This window comes from Pseudomonas sp. CCC4.1, assembly GCF_035019225.1.
GTDB lineage: Bacteria > Pseudomonadota > Gammaproteobacteria > Pseudomonadales > Pseudomonadaceae > Aquipseudomonas > Aquipseudomonas bubulae.
This window is the reverse complement of sequence record NZ_JASJWL010000001.1, coordinates 56,981-76,823: the sequence shown is the minus strand read 5'-3', so window position 1 is coordinate 76,823 and position 19,843 is coordinate 56,981. Positions and strand designations below refer to the sequence as shown.

Annotated in this window: 17 protein-coding genes, 1 pseudogene and 1 riboswitch; of the genes and pseudogenes, 14 read left to right on the top strand and 4 right to left on the bottom strand. The window is 59.2% G+C overall.

Annotated elements, in window-relative coordinates:
* From QN377_RS00325 to QN377_RS00305, 5 genes are all read left to right on the top strand, one after another.
* On the top strand, window positions 1-3,060 hold the full coding sequence (locus tag QN377_RS00325; RefSeq protein ID WP_322212892.1) for an efflux RND transporter permease subunit: 3,060 nt from the start codon (window positions 1-3) through the stop codon (window positions 3,058-3,060).
* Between the two features lie 105 nt (window positions 3,061-3,165).
* A complete protein-coding gene (locus QN377_RS00320) occupies window positions 3,166-4,551 on the top strand; it encodes a GntP family permease (protein ID WP_095000237.1) in 1,386 nt (461 codons plus the stop codon).
* A gap of 29 nt (window positions 4,552-4,580) precedes the next feature.
* Window positions 4,581-6,218 (top strand): AMP-binding protein, encoded by a 1,638-nt coding sequence (locus tag QN377_RS00315; RefSeq protein WP_322212894.1) that lies wholly within the window; start codon window positions 4,581-4,583, stop codon window positions 6,216-6,218.
* On the top strand, window positions 6,215-6,661 hold the full coding sequence (locus tag QN377_RS00310) for a MaoC family dehydratase (RefSeq protein WP_095032312.1): 447 nt from the start codon (window positions 6,215-6,217) through the stop codon (window positions 6,659-6,661). Before QN377_RS00315 ends, QN377_RS00310 begins: the two co-directional genes overlap by 4 nt.
* Before the next feature lie 77 nt (window positions 6,662-6,738).
* On the top strand, window positions 6,739-7,242 hold the full coding sequence (locus QN377_RS00305) for a PaaI family thioesterase (protein ID WP_095023905.1): 504 nt from the start codon (window positions 6,739-6,741) through the stop codon (window positions 7,240-7,242).
* Window positions 7,243-7,337: 95 nt separating this feature from the next.
* Here the strand turns inward: QN377_RS00305 and QN377_RS00300 are convergent, their stop codons facing one another.
* The gene (locus QN377_RS00300) at window positions 7,338-7,673 is read right to left on the bottom strand and encodes an RcnB family protein (RefSeq protein ID WP_095000240.1); all 336 of its coding nucleotides are present in this window, start codon (window positions 7,671-7,673) and stop codon (window positions 7,338-7,340) included.
* A gap of 182 nt (window positions 7,674-7,855) precedes the next feature.
* On the opposite strand from QN377_RS00300, the gene QN377_RS00295 reads away from it, so the two are divergent.
* From QN377_RS00295 to QN377_RS00260, 8 genes and pseudogenes are all read left to right on the top strand, one after another.
* Window positions 7,856-8,629, top strand: a complete 774-nt coding sequence (locus tag QN377_RS00295; protein ID WP_095000241.1) for an SDR family NAD(P)-dependent oxidoreductase — start codon at window positions 7,856-7,858, stop codon at window positions 8,627-8,629.
* Between the two features lie 34 nt (window positions 8,630-8,663).
* A pseudogene (locus tag QN377_RS00290) lies at window positions 8,664-9,961 on the top strand (MFS transporter).
* Between the two features lie 102 nt (window positions 9,962-10,063).
* Window positions 10,064-11,221 carry a DUF1624 domain-containing protein gene (locus QN377_RS00285; protein ID WP_095019176.1) on the top strand — a complete coding sequence of 386 codons (1,158 nt, stop codon included), beginning with the start codon at window positions 10,064-10,066 and terminating at the stop codon, window positions 11,219-11,221.
* A gap of 33 nt (window positions 11,222-11,254) precedes the next feature.
* Window positions 11,255-11,453: riboswitch (cobalamin riboswitch) on the top strand.
* A gap of 115 nt (window positions 11,454-11,568) precedes the next feature.
* Window positions 11,569-12,582, top strand: coding sequence for an ABC transporter substrate-binding protein (locus tag QN377_RS00280; RefSeq protein WP_095000244.1), 1,014 nt, complete (start codon window positions 11,569-11,571; stop codon window positions 12,580-12,582).
* Window positions 12,579-13,595 (top strand): FecCD family ABC transporter permease, encoded by a 1,017-nt coding sequence (locus tag QN377_RS00275; protein ID WP_095019177.1) that lies wholly within the window; start codon window positions 12,579-12,581, stop codon window positions 13,593-13,595. The genes QN377_RS00280 and QN377_RS00275 overlap by 4 nt, the downstream gene beginning before the upstream one ends.
* A complete protein-coding gene (locus QN377_RS00270; RefSeq protein WP_095019178.1) occupies window positions 13,592-14,353 on the top strand; it encodes an ABC transporter ATP-binding protein in 762 nt (253 codons plus the stop codon). Before QN377_RS00275 ends, QN377_RS00270 begins: the two co-directional genes overlap by 4 nt.
* Before the next feature lie 22 nt (window positions 14,354-14,375).
* Window positions 14,376-14,816: a pseudoazurin gene (locus QN377_RS00265; protein WP_095000247.1), complete on the top strand. Its 441-nt coding sequence runs from the start codon at window positions 14,376-14,378 to the stop codon at window positions 14,814-14,816.
* On the top strand, window positions 14,813-16,156 hold the full coding sequence (locus tag QN377_RS00260) for an OprD family porin (protein WP_095019179.1): 1,344 nt from the start codon (window positions 14,813-14,815) through the stop codon (window positions 16,154-16,156). Before QN377_RS00265 ends, QN377_RS00260 begins: the two co-directional genes overlap by 4 nt.
* Window positions 16,157-16,217: 61 nt before the next feature.
* On the opposite strand, the gene QN377_RS00255 is transcribed toward QN377_RS00260, so the two are convergent.
* The 3 genes from QN377_RS00255 to QN377_RS00245 all read right to left on the bottom strand — a co-directional run bounded on the left by QN377_RS00255 (window position 16,218) and on the right by QN377_RS00245 (window position 18,999).
* The gene (locus tag QN377_RS00255) at window positions 16,218-16,682 is read right to left on the bottom strand and encodes a copper chaperone PCu(A)C (RefSeq protein ID WP_095019180.1); all 465 of its coding nucleotides are present in this window, start codon (window positions 16,680-16,682) and stop codon (window positions 16,218-16,220) included.
* Window positions 16,683-16,711: 29 nt separating this feature from the next.
* Window positions 16,712-17,317 (bottom strand): SCO family protein, encoded by a 606-nt coding sequence (locus tag QN377_RS00250; RefSeq protein ID WP_016780913.1) that lies wholly within the window; start codon window positions 17,315-17,317, stop codon window positions 16,712-16,714.
* A 278-nt stretch (window positions 17,318-17,595) separates the two neighbouring features.
* Complete coding sequence (locus QN377_RS00245) at window positions 17,596-18,999, bottom strand: MFS transporter (protein WP_322212895.1); 1,404 nt, start codon at window positions 18,997-18,999, stop codon at window positions 17,596-17,598.
* A 124-nt stretch (window positions 19,000-19,123) separates the two neighbouring features.
* Here QN377_RS00245 and QN377_RS00240 point away from each other — a divergent pair, with 124 nt between their 5' ends.
* Window positions 19,124-19,783, top strand: a complete 660-nt coding sequence (locus QN377_RS00240; protein WP_095019182.1) for a helix-turn-helix transcriptional regulator — start codon at window positions 19,124-19,126, stop codon at window positions 19,781-19,783.
* Window positions 19,784-19,843: the final 60 nt, after the last annotated feature.

Genomic DNA, 19,843 nt, shown 5'->3' with positions numbered 1-19,843 from the left:
ATGAAGCTCACCGATACCTTTATCCAGCGCCCGGTCTGGGCCGTAGTGGTTTCGCTGTTTATCCTGATCTTGGGGCTACGTTCGATCTTCGAATTGCCGGTCAACCAATGGCCGCGAACCGAAAATGCGGTGGTCACTATTACTACCGCCTACTACGGCGCCGATGCAGCCACAGTTGCCGGGTTTATCACCCAGCCACTGGAGTCGGCGATCGCCCAGGCCCAGGGCATCGATTATCTGTCTTCGTCGAGTATTACCGGGGTCTCGACCATTACCGCCACGCTGCGGCTGAACTTCGACGCCAGCAAGGCCCTGACCGAGATCAACACCCAGGTCAACTCGGTCAAGAACCAGCTACCGGCCCAGGCCCAGGAACCGGTGCTGTCGGTTGCGGTGGGGCAAACCACGGATGCCATGTACCTGGGGTTCTACAGCGACACCCTGCCCACCAATAACATCACCGATTATCTGGTGCGGGTGGTCAAACCCAAGCTCGACTCGATCCAGGGCGTGCAAACCGCAGAAATCCTCGGTGGGCGCCAGTTCGCCCTGCGTGCCTGGCTGGACCCGGACAAACTGGCGGCCCATAACGTCACCGCCCAGGACGTAGTCGCGGCGCTGGCCAACAACAACTACCTGTCTGCCGTGGGTTCAACCCGCGGGCAAATGGTCACGGTAGACCTGACGGCCGGAACCGACTTGCACACGGTGGATGAATTCAAGCGGCTGGTGATCAACAACAACGACGATGCCCTGGTGTACCTGGAAGATGTCGCCACTGTGACCCTGGGTGCAGAAAGCTACGACAGCAGCGTGGCGTTTTCCGGCAAACGTTCGGTGTTTGTCGGTATCAAAGCCGCGCCCAATGCCAATATCCTCAGCGTTGCCAGCAGCGTGCGCGACGCCTTCCCCGAACTGCAAGCGCAATTGCCTGCAGGCGTGCGCGGCGAAATCGTTTATGACTCCACAGCGTTCATCAATACTTCGATTGTCGAGGTGGTCAAGACCCTGGTGGAAGCAATGGTCATAGTGTCGGTGGTCATCTACCTGTTCCTCGGCTCATTCCGCGCGGTGATAGTGCCACTGGTGGCGATACCGCTGTCGCTGGTCGGCACCTTCTTTGTCATGTATCTGCTGGGTTACTCGATCAACCTGCTGACCTTGCTTGCATTGGTTCTGGCCATTGGTCTGGTGGTGGACGACGCGATTATCGTGGTGGAAAACGTCGACCGGCATATCAAGGAACAAGGCAAAAGTGTATTTGAAGCCGCGTTGATGGCGGCGCGTGAACTGGGCGGCCCGATCATCGCGATGACGGTGGTGCTGATTGCCGCCTATGTGCCGATCGGGCTGCGCAGCGGCTTGACGGGGGCACTGTTCAAGGAGTTCTGTTTTTCCCTGGCCGGTGCGGTAACGGTATCGGCAGTGGTGGCCATGACGCTGTCACCGATGATGACCTCCCGGCTGTTGCAACCCGGGCAGGATGAAGGTCGCTTCGCGCGCCGGCTCGATCAGTGTTTTGACTGGCTGCGCGGGCGTTACCATCGCGTTTTGTCAGCCGGTCTGGATAGTTGGCCGGTGCTGGTGACCTTTGGCTTTGTCCTGTTTGTACTGGTCGCCGCCAGTGGCATGACCGCCAAAAGCGAACTGTCACCGACCGAAGACCAAGGGCTGGTGTTCATGATGATCAAAGGCCCGCCGACAGCTGCACCGCAACAGATGGAGCGCATTGCCGACCAGGCGTTTCAGATCGCCAGCAAGGAGCCTGAATACGCGCAGATGTTCCAGCTGACCGGGCTGCCCGCCCTCAATCAGGGCCTGGGCGGGGTCTTGCTCAAGCCCTGGAGCGAGCGCACACGCTCCCAGGCCGAGCTGATCTTCGATCTTCAGCAAAAATGGAACCAGGTGCCGGGGGCCACCGTCGCTGCCTTCCCATTGCCTTCGTTACCGGGCGCCCAGGGATTGCCGGTGCAGTTTGTGATCACCACCACCGACTCGGTAGAAAACCTCAATGAAGTGGCTCAGGCCGTGATGGCCGAAGCCCAGAAGCAACAGCTGTTCTGGTTTGCCGACATGGACCTGAAACTGGACAAACCGCAGGCCAGACTGGTGGTCGACCGGGAAAAAATTGCCGCACTGGGCATGACCCAGGCAGATGTCGGCGCAGCCCTGTCAGCTGCATTGGGTGGCAACTACGTCAATTACTTCTCGACCGCCGGGCGCTCATACAAAGTCATCCCGCAAGTACTGCAGGTTGACCGGCTCAACCCCGAGCAGATTCTCGATTACTACATCCGTACGCCCGCCGGTGTGATGATCCCGGCGCGCACGGCGGCGCATATCGAGACCTCGACACAACCCGAGTCGATCAATCACTTCCAGCAGTTGAACTCGGCGACCCTCTCGGGCGTCAGCGGTGTGGCCCAGGGCGAGTTGCTGGCCAGGCTCAACACTATCCTGAACGATATTGCGCCCTCGGGTTACACCTCGGACTTTTCCGGCGAATCGCGTCAGTTCATGCAAGAGTCCGGCGGCTTTGTCGGCTTGCTGCTGTTCTCGATATTAATCGTCTACCTGGCCCTGGCCTTCCAGTTCGAAAGCTTCCGCGATCCGGTGGTCATTCTGTTCTCGGTGCCGCCGGCACTGTTTGGTGCGCTGGCCTTTATTACCATGGGCTTTGCCTCGATCAATGTGTACACCCAGGTGGGCCTGGTGACGCTGCTGGGGCTGATCACCAAGCACGGGATCCTGATCGTGCAATTTGCCAACGAGTTGCAACGCGCAGGCCGCAGCAAGCGTGAGGCCATTGAGGAAGCCGCCGGCGTGCGTCTGCGGCCGATCCTGATGACCACGGCCGCGATGGTACTGGGCGTGGTGCCGCTGGTCTGGGCTTCCGGTGCCGGGGCTGCAGGGCGCCATGACATGGGTCTGGTGATCTTCGCCGGGCTGTCTATCGGCACCCTGCTGACGCTGTTCATGGTGCCGGCGATGTATATGTTTATCGGTTCCAGCCATCACCTCCAGGCTGCACGACCCTCGACAGATCCGCGCGGCGGATGAATACAGGGAGCAAGGTTGACAGGGTCGCATACGTGCTCTAGGTTGACGCAAACGTAAACGTAAGCACAAAAACAAGCCAAAACAATAATTATAAGAGAGCCACCCATGAGCACGATGGCGATACTGATATCCCTTCTGTTGTTGATGTTTTTCGCCTACCGGGGCGTGACGGTTTTGATCCTGGCGCCGTTGATGGCCGCGCTGGCCGTTCTTCTCAGCGGGGCAGCCGCAGATATCATGCCCACCTTTACCCAGCTGTTCATGAAGGAGCTGGGGCTCTATGTGATCAAGTTTTTCCCCCTGTTCATACTCGGTGCCCTGTTCGGCAAGCTGGTCGCCGACTCCGGAGCAGCGCATACCATCGCTGACTGGTTTATGCGCAAACTCGGCCATCGCCATGCAATTCTCACCGTAGTGCTGGCCTGTGCGCTGTTGACCTACGGTGGCGTATCGCTGTTTGTGGTGGCCTTTGCCGTATACCCGATCGGGGCGGCAATTTTTCGTGAGTCCGGCACGCCAAAACGCTATATGCCAGCGGCCATCGCGCTGGGGGCCTTTACCTTCACCATGACCGCGCTGCCTGGCGCACCGTCGATACAGAACTCGATTCCCACGGCTTATCTGGGCACCACCACCTTCGCCGCCCCGGGCCTGGGCATCATCGCGTCGATCGTCATGCTGTGGATGGGCAGCTGGATGCTGCAATCGCGAGCCCGCAAGGCCATGGCCAAGGGTGAAGGCTACGGCCCCCATGACGACGAAATAGCGTCGAATGCCAGCATAAAAAAACCCGGACTGCTCGTAGCCCTGCTGCCCATAATCGTGGTGATCGGCCTGAACGCGGCGTTCAGCTACTGGATCCTGCCTGCCCTGGACCTCAGCGTTTTGCGTGAAGAGCGCTTTGGCAATATCGACCCGGTGAGCGTCATAGGGCTGTGGTCCGTGCTGTTGGCCCTGATGTGCGCAATCGTATTTGTGATCCTGCTCAACTGGCGCCGCTGGGACAACCTGACGGTCACCCTCAACAAGGGCACCATCGGCGCCCTGCTGCCGATCTTCAACACAGCTTCGGAAGTGGCCTATGGCGCGGTGATCGCCGGTATGGCCGGATTTGCGCTGATCAAGGACACCATCCTCAATGTCTCGCCGGAGCATCCGCTGATTTCGGCCGTGCTCAGCATGAACGTGCTGGCAGGCATTACCGGCTCCTCGTCCGGAGGCCTGAGCATCGCCTTCCGCACCCTGGGCGCGGACTATCTGCGCATGATCGAAGCCGCGGGCATCAGCCCCGACCTGTTTCACCGGGTCGCTACCATTGCTGCCGGCGGCCTGGACACCCTGCCCCACTCGGGCGCGGTGATCACCTTACTGGCAATTTGTAACCTTACGCACCGCCAGTCCTACCCGCAAATTTTCATGATGACGACCGTTGTGCCCATGACCGCCTTGCTGGTGGTCATGGTGCTGGGTTCAACGTTCGGCAGCTTCTGACCATGGCGCATAACAACAAGGACTCGACCATGAACACGGCACCTTTCTCTCCCAGCGACCCGCAACGGGATGCTTCGCAGCGTTTCAATATTGCCCGGGCTTGCTGTGACCGCTGGGCTGACGACCCCGAACGCATTGCGATCATCCAGAAAAATGCCGATGGCACGGTTCAATACCACAGCTTTTTGGCCTTGCAACAACAGGCCAACCGCCTGGCCAACAGTTTGCGCGCACAAGGTATCAACGCAGGTGACAGGGTCGGGATCATGCTCCCTCAAGGCCTGGAGGCCGGCACCGCCCATATCGCGCTGTACAAGCTGGGCGCCATTGCGGTTCCGCTGTTCAAGCTGTTCGGTGCGGACGCCATCGAACATCGCGCTTCGAACTGTTCAATGCGTGCGCTGATCACCGACGCCAGCGGCCTGCAGAAGATCGACGGAATTCGTGCCGGCCTTGCCCACTTACATCTGTGCTACGTTATCGATGCACCCGCGCATCGTAATGACGTGCTTGATTACCATGAGCAACTGCAGTGCCACAGTGACCAGTTCGAGACCCTCGATACGGCGGCCGAGGATCCGGCACTGATCATCTACACCTCCGGCACCACCGGCCATCCTAAAGGCGCTTTGCATGCCCATCGCGTGTTGCTCGGGCATTTGCCCGGCGTGCGCAGTTCACACGACGACTTCCCCCAGCCCGGTGACCGGATGTGGACCCCGGCAGACTGGGCATGGATTGGCGGGTTGCTCGATGTGCTGCTACCTGCCTGGTATCACGGCGTGCCGGTGGTGGCCCACCGCGCTGACAAGTTTGTACCTGAAGACGTATTTGCCCTGATTGAAGCATTGCAGATTAAAAATGTCTTCTTCCCGCCCACCGCCCTCAAGCTGTTACGCCCTGTCGAAAACCCGCAACAGCGCTGGCATCTCGCGCTGCGGTCGGTTGCCAGTGGTGGCGAGTCACTGGGTGATGAACTGCTGGCCTGGGGCGACCAGGCGCTGGGTGTGCGCATCAATGAATTTTATGGCCAGACCGAATGCAATCTGGTGGTGTCCTCCTGCGCCAGCCAGGGGATCTACCGCCCCCATGCCATTGGCCGCGCGGTCGAGGGGTTTGACGTGGCCATCGTCGACGACTATGGCGTGCCCGTGCCCACAGGTGGTTCAGGGCATATTGCCGTGGCCACGCCCAACGGCAGCCAGATGCTGCGCTATTGGGAAAACAGCCAGGCCACTGCCGAGAAATACCTCAACGGCTGGCTGGTGACGGGCGACAAGGGCTCGATGGATGAGGATGGCTATATCTTCTTCCTTGGACGCAACGATGACGTCATCACCAGCGCAGGCTATCGCATCGGACCGACCCCCATCGAAGACTGCCTGATCAAGCATCCGGCGGTGAAAATGGCGGCGGCTATCGGCAAGAAAGATCCGATTCGTACCGAGGTGGTCAAGGCGTTTGTCGTCCTCAACCACGGCTACGCCGCCAGCGACAACACCATACGCGAGCTGCAGGCGCATGTTCGCGCACAACTGGCGGCCCATGAGTACCCCCGTGAAATTGAATTCCTCGACGAACTGCCTATGACCACGACGGGCAAAATCATTCGCAAGGCCCTGCGCGAACTGGAAGAACAACGCACTGCGATGGAGCTGCAAGCATGAATTTTCTAGGAAAGGCTTTCGACGAAATTACCCGGGGCGAAACGTTTGGCCAGTCGCTGACCATCGATGCGTCACACATCAGCCGTGCCTGCGGCATGTTTGGTGACTTCAACCCGTTGCACAGCGATGCCCAATTTTGTGCCAGCAGCCGTTTCGGTCGACCGATCCTGCATGGGCCAATGACCAGCGCCTTCATGTCTGCTTCCATCGGCATGTACTTCTACGGCACCGCCGTGGCCTACCTTGAGCATAACTGCCGGTTTATCGCTCCGGTGTTTGCAGGCGACACCCTGAGTGTCGAATGGACCATTACCGAAACCCTCGACAAACCCCGCAGCAATGGCGGTATTGCGGTACTCAACGGCTATTGCAGCAACCAGCGCGGCGAGCAGATTGCCGAGGCCAGCGGCAAGATTTTGCTCAGCAATCGGACGCCGGTTTAGACCTTTTCCAACAGCCCGGCTGGCTGTGAACATTGCCCGCCACGACAAGTCGGCGGGTCCTTGAGGATGAATATGATATGTCCCGGCTAACGACCTCTCTGCAAGACACCGCAGCCCCCGATGGAGTCTGTTATGGCTGCGGCAGCCACAACCCTCACGGCTTGCATATCAAGAGTTACTGGCACGCAGACGGTGTGCATGTGATCGCCGAACACCTGCCGGACCCCAAATATTGCGGTTGGCCCGAACTGGTATACGGCGGCATGATCGCCATGCTGGTGGACTGCCATTCGAACTGGACGGCCATGGCTTATCACTACCGCATGGAGCAGCGCGATGCGGCCAGCCTGCCGCGGATCAATTGCGTCACGGGCAACCTGGGAATCAAATTTATCAAACCGACGCCCATGGGCGTACCGCTGACCTTGCGGGCCCGGGTGGAAGGCGACGTGGGGCGTAAAACGCGGATTTTATGCGAGGTCTATGCCGGGGATGTGCTGACGGCGGTGGGCGATTCGATTTTCGTACGGGTCGACACCGGGCAACTGGCCACGGCAGCCCATGGCCGCGCTGCGGGTTAAAGCTGATCGGCGTGACATCATCGCGAGCAAGCTCGCTCCCACCCTGATTGCCAGCAGCGCAATCGGTGGGAGCTGACTGGTCCGGGATCCAGCCGTTATTTACTCAGGACTCTGGCGTCTTTGGTGCGGATCTCCTTGATTACCGCATTGACGCGATTGACCAGCACATAGTGGCCGCTGATTTGCACCCACTGTTCATGTTCATCAGGTTTTGGCAGGCCCCGGGCGTGCCAGTCCTTGATCGCCTCCGCGTCCCGGATGAATTGATCAGGCGCCTTGTCGCCGTTGCCATAGCAACTGCTCAGGTCCATGGACTCAGCCAGTATCTGCCCCGGCTTGCAGTCCCCGGGTTTGTCGTCATCAGCCTGTGCTGCGTAAGGCATGGCGCACAAAAGACCGGCCATTATTGATGCAGAAATCAAGCTGCGCATGTTCACCTCAACGTATGGGAGTACAGGCTTTATGGACAAGCCCTCACTGCAGTACGTTCCAATATCTTAATCAAGAATATTGATCACGAGATCAGCAATGACGATTGGACTGCACTTATAGCTTGAGGTGAAGTAACCACAAGGCCGCTGAAAATAATAAACGGCCATTTGTGGAGAACAGCATGTCATTCAATATCAACAGCTTCAAGCTTGAGGGGCGTCGGGCCCTGATCACCGGATCAGGCCAGGGTATCGGGCTTGAACTGGCCCGCGGCCTGGGCGCAGCTGGCGCAACGGTGGTGATCAACACTCGCAATATCGATAAATCTCGTGCCGTGGCCGCTCAACTGCGCGACGAAGGGCTGAAGGCTGAATCCGTGGCCTTCGATGTGACCGACCGCGAGCAATTGCTAGCCGCGATCAACACCTTTGAGAGCGATGTCGGGGCCATCGATATTCTGGTCAACAACGCCGGCATCCAGCGTCGTGCGCCACTGGAGGACTTCAGCGCCAGCGACTGGCACGACGTGATGCGCACCAACCTGGACGGTGTGTTCCATGTTTCCCAAGCTGTTGCGCGGCACATGATCGCCCGCGGTCGCGGCAAGATCATCAATATCTGCTCGGTGCAAAGCCAGCTGGCACGCCCGACCATCGCCCCTTATGCCGCCTCCAAAGGCGCAGTGAAGATGCTCACCAAAGGCATGTGCGCCGAGTGGGCACGGCATGGCATCCAGGCCAATGGCCTGGCCCCGGGCTATTTTGCCACCGAAATGAATCGCGCCCTGGTCGATAACCAGGAGTTTTCCGAGTGGCTGTGCAAGCGCACCCCGGCTGGCCGCTGGGGCCGGGTTGATGAGCTGTGCGGAGCCGCGGTGTTCCTGGCTTCGCCGGCTTCGGACTTTATCAACGGGCAAACCCTGTTTGTGGACGGGGGCCTGACCAGCGTTGTTTGACCCGCACCTGAAAAACAATAACAAGGAACACCCCATGAGCACGCTTAAAGAACCAGCACTGCCCTTGAGCGAGATCGGCAGTGCGCAGGTCAAGACCCAGGGCTTCGCGACCAAACGCTGGCTGTATCTGATCCCGCTGATATTCATTACTTACAGCCTGGCCTACCTGGACCGGGCCAACTACGGCTTTGCCAGTGCGGCGGGCATCGAGCAGGACCTGGGCATCACCAAGGGCATGTCCTCGCTGATCGGTGCGCTGTTTTTTCTCGGTTACTTTTTCTTCCAGGTACCGGGGCGATCTACGCGCAGAAGTACAACGTGCGCAAACTGGTGTTCTGGAGCCTGATCCTGTGGGGCTTTTGCGCCATGGCCACGGGGTTGGTGACCAATATCCCGATGCTGATGTTTATTCGGGTTTCCCTGGGCATTGTCGAAGCGGCCGTGATGCCGGCCATGCTGATTTTCATCAGCAACTGGTTCACCCGCAAAGAGCGCTCGCGGGCCAATACCTTCCTGGTGCTGGGCAACCCGGTGACCGTATTGTGGATGTCGGTACTGTCCGGCTACCTGATCCAGGCCTGGGGCTGGCGCGAAATGTTCATCATTGAAGGCGCGCCAGCGGTGCTCTGGGCCTTCGTCTGGTGGCGCATGGCGCGAGACAGGCCTGAACAGGTGAACTGGTTGACGCCACAGGAAAAAGCCCGACTGGCGGCGACCCTGGCTGATGAACAGAAAGGCATGCAACAAGTGCGCAATTACCGTCAGGCGTTTACCAGCCCTGTGGTGATCCAGTTGTGCTGTGTGCATGCGCTGTGGAGCATTGGCGTGTACGGTTTTATCATGTGGCTGCCGAGCATTATCAAACAGGCAGCGGCGGCGGACATCGTGACAGTTGGCTGGCTAAGCGCAGTTCCTTATGTCGCAGCGGTAGCGACGATGCTGGCTGTGTCCTGGGCTTCGGACAAAACCCAGCAGCGCAAACCCTTCATCTGGCCGCTGCTGGCCTTGGGGGCGCTGGCCTTCTTCTGCTCGTTCCTGCTCGGGTCTTCACATTTCTGGTTGTCGTTTGCTTTGCTGACTATTGCCGGTGCTGCACTTTACGCACCTTATGGGCCTTTTTTCGCACTGATACCGGAGATTATTCCTTCGAACGTGTTCGGCGGAGCCATTGGCCTGATCAATGCCTGTGGCGCTCTGGGGGCCTTTGTCGGCTCCTGGATCGTGGGCTACCTGATCGGCCTTACCGGCAATCCGGGGGCGGCGTATATCTTTATGACGGCCGGGGTGCTGTCTTCGGCATTGCTGATGGCCTGGGTGAAAGTGCTGCGCTAGACATATCCAGCTTTGAGAGTGTTTCTCAAAGGGGTGACAGCGAAACAGGGAATGTTATACAGTATCAGTACTTTATAACATTCCCTTGCCAGCGACCCTTCAATGACCCTCCCTACTCCCCCCTTGAATCAGCGCCTGCTGTCCATCGATGCCCTGCGGGGCCTGGTTATCCTCTTTATGCTGCTGGACCACGTGCGCGAGACATTCTTCCTGCACCGGCAAGTAGCCGACCCGATGAATATCGAGATCACCGACCCTGCACTGTTCTTCAGCCGTACCCTGGCCCATCTGTGTGCGCCGGTATTTGTCTTGCTGACCGGCCTGTCGGCGTATCTGTATGGCGAAAAGTATCAGGGCAAACGCGATGTTTCGGCGTTCCTGTTCAAGCGCGGGCTGTTTCTGGTGCTGCTGGAGTTCACTCTGGTCAACTTCGCCTGGACTTTCCAGTTGCCGCCGTCGGTGATCTACATGCAGGTCATCTGGGCCATTGGCGTCAGCATGATCGCCCTTGCCGCCCTGGTGTGGCTGCCACGCCCGGTTTTGCTGATACTTGGCCTGGGAATCATCGCCGGGCACAATCTGCTGGATAACCTGCATTTTGCGGCGGGGTCGATGATGCATGTGCCCTGGGCGATTTTGCATGATCGCGGCTGGATTGAAGTGGGCGACAGCTTACGCATGCGCACGTCCTATCCGGTGTTGCCGTGGATCGGCGTGATTGCTCTGGGTTATTGCCTGGGCCCCTGGTTCACCCGCTCCACCCCGCCAGCCCTGCGCCAGCGCTATCTGTTGCTGGCGGGCAGTGGCGCCCTGCTCGGCTTTATGCTGCTGCGTTTGTTCAATGGCTATGGCGAAGCCCCCTGGGCAAGCCATGACTCCGCCATGCACAGCGTGATGAGTTTTTTCAATATCACTAAATACCCGCCTTCGCTGTTGTTTCTCGCCTTGACCCTGGGTGTGGGCCTGTTGCTGTTGCTGACGTTTGAGCGGGCACAACAGCGCAAGTGGATCAGCACCCTGGCCGTGTTTGGCGCAGCCCCGATGTTTTTCTATCTGTTGCATCTGTATGCACTCAAAGTGCTGTACCTGGCCAGTGTTGCCCTGTTTGGCTTGAATCAGGGCAACTATTTCGGTTTCGACAGTATCGGGGCGGTGTGGTTAACGGCCGTGCTGCTGGCCATTTCGTTGTATTTGCCGGTGCGCTGGTTCGCCAGCTTGAAAGCCCGCCGGCGGGATATCACCTGGCTCAAGTATTTCTGATTCTGACGGCGCCCCCCTTTGCCCAACAGGATCGATTATCATCTCGCCGCCGGTCCCCCCTAGCGGGGGGTTAAAAGGGAATCCGCAGTGCTTTTACAGCACCCAACGGAACTGCCCCCGCAACTGTAGATGACGAGCCTGCTCCAAGATTGCCACTGGGATACCCCCCGGGAAGGCTGGAGCAAGCGATGACCCATCAGTCAGGAGACCTGCCGGCAAAGTCCACACACTAACCGGCGGGGTGTCCGGGGAGGCATCCTGCTTTGTACTGTTGCTGCAGCAGTACCCGATGATGCATTCCCGTCCGTGCACCTGTGCCCCGTGTACGATCAAATGGAGATTGCATCATGCTGTTGCACCGCGTTGTTACGCTCATGGTCACGCTGGCCTTGCCGGCCCTGGCCCATGCGACCCCCACGCAATACCCCCTGACCCTGCAGAACTGCGCCACCCCGCTGACGTTTGAGCATGCCCCCAAAAGCGCGGTAACCATTGGCCAGGCCGGCACCGAAATGCTCTATGCCCTGGGCCTTGGTGACAGGCTGGTGGGTACTTCTTTGTGGTTCAACGATGTCCCCGTGCAATACAAGGCACAGAACGACAAGGTTGAGCGCCTGGCCGACAATGACCCGAGCTTTGAAGCCGTCATTGGGAAACGCCCGGAGCTGGTGGTCGTGCAGCTGGAGTGGATGGTGGGGCCGCAGGGTGTGGTGGGCACCCGCGAGCAGTTTCACGAACTGAAGATACCGACTTACCTGATGCCTTCTGACTGCGAGGGCAAAGACAACCTGGTTGGCGCCGACGGCACGCGCATGCAGCCATTCAGTATCGACACTGTCTACAAGAGCATCAGCCAGCTGGCAGAGATCTTCGATGTGCAGGCGCGCGGTGAACAACTGAACAACCAGCTCAAGGCGAGCCTGGAAAAATCCATTGCCTCGCTCAAGGGCAAGGACCTGAGCGCCACCAGTGCGCTGTTCTGGTTCTCCAGTGCGGACATGGATATCGACCCATATGTTGCCGGGCGCAAGGGTATCCCCGACTTTATGCTCAACACCCTGGGCGTGCGCAATGTGGTGGAGTCCGATGAAGAATGGCCAACTGTCGGCTGGGAAACCCTGGCCAAGGCCAACCCGACATTTTTGGTCATCGCGCGCATGGATCGCCGACGCTTCCCGGCGGATGACGTCGAGAAAAAACTTGAATTCCTGCGTACCGACCCGGTAACCCGCAATATGGATGCCGTGAAAAACAACCGCATCATTGTCCTCGATGCCCACGGGATGCAGGCCAGCCTGCGCCTGTTCGACGGCATCGAAACACTCGCAACTGCGATCAGCCGCCACGACCTGCCTAAATGACTGCACGGTTGATCACTGCCTTCGCCGCCTGTACAGCACTGCTGCTGGCTGTACTCGCCGGGGTCGCTATCGGTGAAACTCCGATCGCACCCGATGTGGTGCTGCAGGTACTGGCCAACAAACTGTGGGGCGCCGGGCATGCACTGGACCCGATCGACGAAGGCATTGTCTGGAACTATCGCCTGACCCGAGCTCTGGTGGCCGCGGCCTGCGGTGCGGGGCTGGCCATCTGCGGCGTGGTATTGCAGTCCTTGCTGCGCAACCCGCTGGCCGACCCCTACCTGCTGGGCATTTCTGCCGGGGCGTCCACAGGTGCCGTTGTGGTCGCGGTGCTTGGCCTGGGCGCCGGGGCCATTTCACTGTCGGCCGGGGCCTTTGCCGGGGCGATTTGCGCCTTTGCCCTGGTTATTCTGCTGGCACGGGCCAGCGGGCCCTCCGGTGTAAGTGCCCGGATCATCCTGGCAGGCATTGCCGGTTCTCAGTTGTTCAACGCAATCACTGCCTTCCTGATCACCAAATCGGCCAGTTCCGAGCAGGCTCGCGGGATCATGTTCTGGTTGCTGGGCAACCTCAGTGGCGTGCGCTGGCCTTCGGTATGGCTGGCAGTGCCTGTTGCGGTGCTGGGGCTGGCGGTGTGCCTGTGGCATCGACGGGCGCTGGATGCGTTCACCTTTGGTGCTGACTCTGCGGCCTCATTGGGTATCCCGGTGCGCCGGGTGCAGCTATTGCTGATCAGTTGTACGGCGCTGGTGACGGCGGTGATGGTGTCGATTGTAGGCTCCATCGGTTTTGTCGGGCTGGTCATTCCCCACGCCGTGCGCTTGCTGGCCGGTACCGGGCATGGCCGCCTGCTGCCCGTCAGCGCCCTGGGCGGGGCCTTGTTCCTGATTGCCGCCGATGTGCTGTCACGCACCTTGATAAAAGGCCAGGTGATTCCCGTCGGCGTGGTCACTGCCCTGGTGGGCGCGCCCGTATTTGCGCTGATCCTGATCGGCCGGAGACATGCACGATGACGGTACTGAGTTGTAGCAACCTGAGTTACCGCGTGGGTGATACCCAGCTGTTGCAGGGCATCACCCTCAGTGTGCAGCGCGGCGAAACCCTGGGGATAGTCGGGCCCAACGGCTCCGGCAAGTCCACATTGCTCAAGCTGCTGGCCAACCTGCGGGTGCCCGGCCAGGGCCAGATTTTACTGCACGGGCAAGCGCTGCGCAAAATGAGCCAGCGCAACATTGCGCAAACCCTGGCGGTGGTCGAGCAGCATGCCGACACCCACGACAGCATTGGCGTTTTTGATGCCGTCGCGCTGGGCCGTACACCCTGGCTGTCGGCGCTAAGCCCGTGGTCAGCCGGGGACACGGCCATTGTCGAGCAGGCACTGGCCGATGTGGATGCTACGCATCTGCGCAACCGTACCTGGCGCGGGCTCTCGGGTGGTGAGCGACAACGCGTGCATATCGCCCGGGCCCTGGCCCAGCGCCCGCAAATCCTGTTGCTGGATGAGCCCGCCAATCATCTGGATATCCAGCATCAGCTGGCCATATTAAAAACCATACATGCCCTGCCCGTGACCACCCTGATCGCCATGCACGACCTCAATCAGGCCCTGAGCTGTGATCGCCTGGCGATTCTTGAACGTGGCCGCTTGATGGCGCTTGGTAAACCCCTTGAAGTCCTGACCCCGCAACGGCTGCAGAGCACATTCGGGGTACAGGCGCATTACCTGACTGACCCTTTTGACGGCGCGCAGATCCTGCGTATGTGCGTTTGAATACTATTTAAGAGAGCCACCCATGCGTATTTCATCCCTGACCCTGCTGCTGACCACTGCCCTGCTCTGTACTTCGGCACTGGCACAAACCCACGAAGTGAAAATGCTCACCCGCAGTGCCACGGCCGGTATGGTCTATGAACCGGATTACCTGCAGATCGCCCCCGGCGACACGGTCAGGTTCATCCCCACACAAAGCGGCCACAATGCGGCCACACTGCCCGGACTGCTGCCTGAAGGTGCGCAACCGTTCAAGGGCAAGATCAACCAGGAGGTAGAGCAAACCTTCAGCGTGCCCGGCCTCTACGGCATTCAATGCACCCCGCACCTGGCCATGGGCATGGTCATGCTGATTCAGGTGGGCGAACCTTCTGCCGAGCCCCCGGTGCTGCCCGCCACGTTACCCAAACGCGCACTGGACCGTTTGACTGCTGCACTGCAACAGCAGCAGGTGGCGAAATGAGTGCCGTGGGTACGCGCTCCGCGATCCTGATCGCCCTCGCCAGCCCCCTGGCCGTGGCGGAGTCGGCCCAGGAGCAAGCCAAGGGCTTTATTGAAGACAGCACCTGGAGTGTGGTCAACCGTACGGTCTACGACAGCCGTGAGTATCGCCACGGAGCCAGCAACAGCGGCGCACGCAATGCCTATAAATCGCGCTCCGATCGCAATGGCTATGCCGAAGAGTGGGCCTACGGCTTGATGGGCACCTTGCAATCAGGCTTTACCCAGGGCCTGATCGGTGTCGGGGTGGATGCCCACGCCTATATGGGCCTCAAGCTGGACAGTGGCGGCGGTCGCGCCGGCAAGGCCCGCCTGCTTGGGCTGGACAACGACGGCTACCCCAAGGACAACTACGGCCGGGGTGGCGTGGCGCTCAAGCTGCGTATGTCAAACACGGTGCTGTCCTGGGGCGAGCAGCGGGTCAAGACCCCGGTGTTCAGCTCATCCGACAGCCGCTTGCTGCCGGAAACGGCCACGGGGGTGTTCCTCACCAGCAACGAGTTCAATGCCCTTAAAATGGTCGGTGGGCATTTCACCGAAAGCACCGACCGCAATGCCAGCAGCCACAATCAGGGCTTTGTGGTCAATTATTCCAATGGCCCCAAAGGCAATGCATTCGACCTGGCCGGGCTGGTGTATACCCCGAGCAAAAACCTCAGCGCCAGCCTTTATACCTCGCGCTACGAAGACACCTGGAACCAGCATTACCTGGGCGCCGTCTTCAGCCACGCGCTGGATGAAAACCGCTCGCTGTCGCTGAACCTCAACCTGTACCGCACGACCGATGAAGGCAAGGCGCTGTCGGGCAATATCGATAACACCACCTGGAGTTTGCTGAGCACCTATGCCCAGGGCCCGCACAGTTTCAGCGTGGGCTATCAGAAAGTGCATGGCAACACGCCATTTGATTATGTGACACGGGGCGCGATTTTCCTGACCAATGCGGTCCAGTTATCTGACTTCAACGCACCCAACGAACAATCATGGCAAGCGCGTTACGACCTGGCGATGACACCCTGGGGTATGCCGGGGCTGGTGTTCAGCGCAGCGTATGTGCGAGGTAGCCAGATTGACGGCAGCCATGTAGATCCGCGGGGCGGCTATGCGTACCTGGGCTATGGCAAAGGCGGGAAGCACTGGGAACGGGATCTCGAAGCGCGCTATGTGGTGCAGAGCGGTGCAGCCAAGGGCACCATCATGTCATTGCGACATAATGTCCATCGCGGCAATACCGCACAGGCCGAACTGGATGCGGACCAGATACGCCTGGCGGTCGAATACCCGCTGACGGGCAGGTTTTAGGTAAACCAACCGTAGCAGCTGCCGAAGGAACGAGGCTGCTGCTACGGCGTTTAACTGCGAATCAGTGCATCGAACCATGATCGTGGTGCATCGGCATGCTATTAAGTGCACGCGCCTCGGCCTTCACCTCAATCTGTTCCTTGACCCCTTTGCTGTCTTCAACAATAAGGGTCAAAGGTACCTGGTCACCGGCTTTGACCTGATTGACCAGGTCAATCAGCATCACATGGTAGCCCTCAGGTTCGATGGCCACGCTCTTGCCCGCCGGTAGCGCTACCGATGTCACTGGCTGCATGCTCATCACGTCGTTTTGCATCTTCGATTCGTGGATCTGTACGGTCTTGGCTACCGCAGAACGGACTTCAACCAGCTTGCTGTCGGTGCTCGAAGTAATGTGCATAAAGGCACCGGTCGAAGGCTGACCGGCCACGGTGGCGCGTACCCAGGCATCATCAACAACGGTTTGCGCAGAAACGTGCAGGCTCATGCCCAGCAGTGACAACAGTAGATACTTAACAGGCTTCATAGGGTTGGCTCATTCCAAAGTGCACAGGATTAGCAGACTGACATCACGGTGAGCAGGTCTTCGGCACACTGCTTGGCTGACAGTGAAGGCGACAGGCCAAGACGCAACACACCACGGGAATCGAAAACGAAACTGGTTGCGGTGTGAGACAGGGTGTAAGAATCACCGGTAGGGATCTTCTCGTAAAACACCTTGAATTCCTTGGCCGTAGCCGCGGTTTCTTCAAGTGTGCCGGACAAGGCAATAAAGCTCGGGTCAAAGGCTTTTACATAGGCATCAAGCATCGCCGGCTTGTCGCGCTCCGGGTCCAGGGTGATAAACACCACCTGCAAGCGGTCGCCGTCGGGGCCCATCATTTTCTTCGCCTGGGCGGCACGGGCCAGCGCGGTCGGGCACACGGCCGGGCACTGGGTAAAGCCGAAGAAAATCATCGGCATCATCCCGCGAAAACTGCCCAGCATCATCTCGTTGCCTTGAGCATCCCTGAGCTTGAACTTGCGCCCGAGGATTTCATTGCTGAGGTCTTTGCCGTACTTGTATGACAAACCGCTGCCAGGGTCGCAACCTGCGATCAAGCCCAGGCTGAGCAAGCCAAGACCGGTGACTACGCGGCGGCGAGTCAGTAAATCATTCATGTCAGGTTCCTTTAAGCGGCCTTTTCCAACGGAAAAGGCCTTTAACCTGCGTATTATCAGGCAGGTGTGTACGCTGCCCGATGCCAGGAGTGACCGGCTTGGCGCGCACGATTGCTGTGGGGTAGACGTGTTGCATGGGCGCAGAATTTACCACTGTCGCTAGGCTGTCGCACGGCAGTCACGCCCCTCAATGGTGCACTACAGCGCCAGCAGCCTGTAAAACCGGGGGATGCAGCAACGCCTGCGACAAATCGACACAGGCATGATTTCTGGCGGATTCAGCGCTTTGCACTATGGGCAATCACCTGTCGCACCGTTATAAACAGCAACGCAGACAACACGGCATACAGGCCAAAGAGCCAGGCGGCAGCATTGGCGGCACCCTCCACGCCACCCGTAGCGGATAAACCGGCCATATTCGCAATCATCCCCGCCAGTGCCGCGCCAATCGCCGTGGCAATCAGTTGCACGGTGGTAATGGACGCACCGGCAATGTCCTTTTCGCTGTCAGGCACATTGGCCAGTACTCGGGTAAGCAGATGCGGCCACGCCAGCCCGATCCCTGTACCGACGCCGATCATTGCCAGGGAAACGCCGGTCAGGCTGATCAATGAACTGCCGCTTTGCGGCACACAGACAGCCGCCAGTGCCAGCCCCGACACCACAAATACGGGGCCGCAGCAGATTGCCCGGTTGGCAGATGCCAGCGCCAGGCCGCTGCTGTAAAAGGCGCCAAGGGTCCAGCCGGCCGCCATCAGCGCTGCAATATAGCCCGCCACCAGCGGGGTTTGCAGATGCAAAACCTGCAAGAAGTACGGTACAAACACTTCGCTGGTCATGCCAATGACCATCAGGCTCATCGACAGATAGATCGGCAACAGCGCACTGCCAGGGCTCAGGCTGTGCTTGGGCAACATGCGGTGCCTGTCGCTGCTTTCAACACGGTACACGGCATACAGCAGTACCAGCCCGATCACCAGCCCAAGCGCGTTATACAGCGGCGATGGCTTGATGCTGCCCAGGGCAATCGCCATCACCACGCCAGTCAACAGCAACAGTTGCAGCCAGGGCAAGACCAGACGAGGTGATGCCTCGACTCTTTTCCCGGGCAGCATGGCCCAGGCCAGTAGCATAAACAGCAGGGTTACCGGGATCAGCGCCCAGAATGCTGCACGCCAGGCATCGTACTGCGCAAACACCCCGCCAACGGCCGGGCCAATCAAGGTCGCGGCGCCCCACATTCCTGAAATCAGGGCCATCGCCCTTGGCCACAGGGTTTGGTTGAACACCAGTCGGATCATTGAATATGGCAGGGCAAACAACAGTCCGCCGCCAAGGCCTTGAATGGTGCGCCCCAACACCAGCACGGCCATGTCAGGGGCGCTGCTGCACACCCCGCAACCCAGCGCAAAGACCAGCCCGGCGAGGCTATACGCGAGCCTGGGGCCAAGGGCCGACAGGCATTTGGCCGATACTACCGAGCCAATGATCGAGGCCACCACAAACAGTGTGGTGTTCCAGGCGTAGTAATCCAGCCCGCCGATATCCTTGACCACCGAGGGCAAAATGGTTGTCACCAGATACACGTTGATGGCATGCAACGCCACTCCGCCTGCCAGTGCCACCGATCGCAGCCCGTTGCGGCCCCATAGCAATGCCGACCATCCCGATGCCGTTGTCATTTCCCTTCCTTGAGTTCCATTTCGATGCAATCAGCCTATTATAAAAGCAAATGCTTTGGTAATTATTTATCCTCCAAGCGGTATGATCCCCCCATAAACCTCATTACCCTGATGACTTTGTACGATGCCCGTGACCGACTCTCCTGATATTGCACGCAACACCGGGGCCACTGCCGAGCGGATCCTGTTTCTGCTTAAAACCCGTGGGCCATTGAAAACCGCGGATCTTGGGGCAATGCTCGATATCACCCCGGAAGCTGCGCGCCAGCAGATTCAGAAGCTGGTAGACGGCGCCATGATCGTTGGCTGCCTGATGCCGCCGGTTGGGGCCGGGCGCCCTTCGCAAAAATGGGTATTGACCGATACCGCTCAAGCCAGATTCCCCAATACCCATGCGCAGCTCACGGCGCAGTTGATTGATTCAATCAAGCTGATCTACGGCAATGAAGGGATCGACAAAGTGGTCGAGAGCATGGAACTGGCCAATACCCGCGAATACGTTGCAGCCTGTGAGCAAGGGCGAAACCTGCAAGAGAAAGTTCAGGTGCTGGTGGCCATACGCGACAGCGCCGGGTATATGGCGAGCATGGAAGCTGAAGGCGAGAACTGGCTGATCATCGAAAATCACTGCCCGATCTGTGTTGCAGCGCAGCAATGCCAGGGCTTTTGCCGGGCAGAGTTGCAAGTGTTTCAGGCGGCCATCGGGGACTCGGGGCAGGTTGAGCGAACAGAACACATGATCACAGGCAGTCGCCGTTGCGTGTATCGGGTAACCCCTGCTTGACGCGCATTTTTTTCACATAGGCTTCACCTCTCCGCCACTTCCTCCCGATTAACGTGCTGG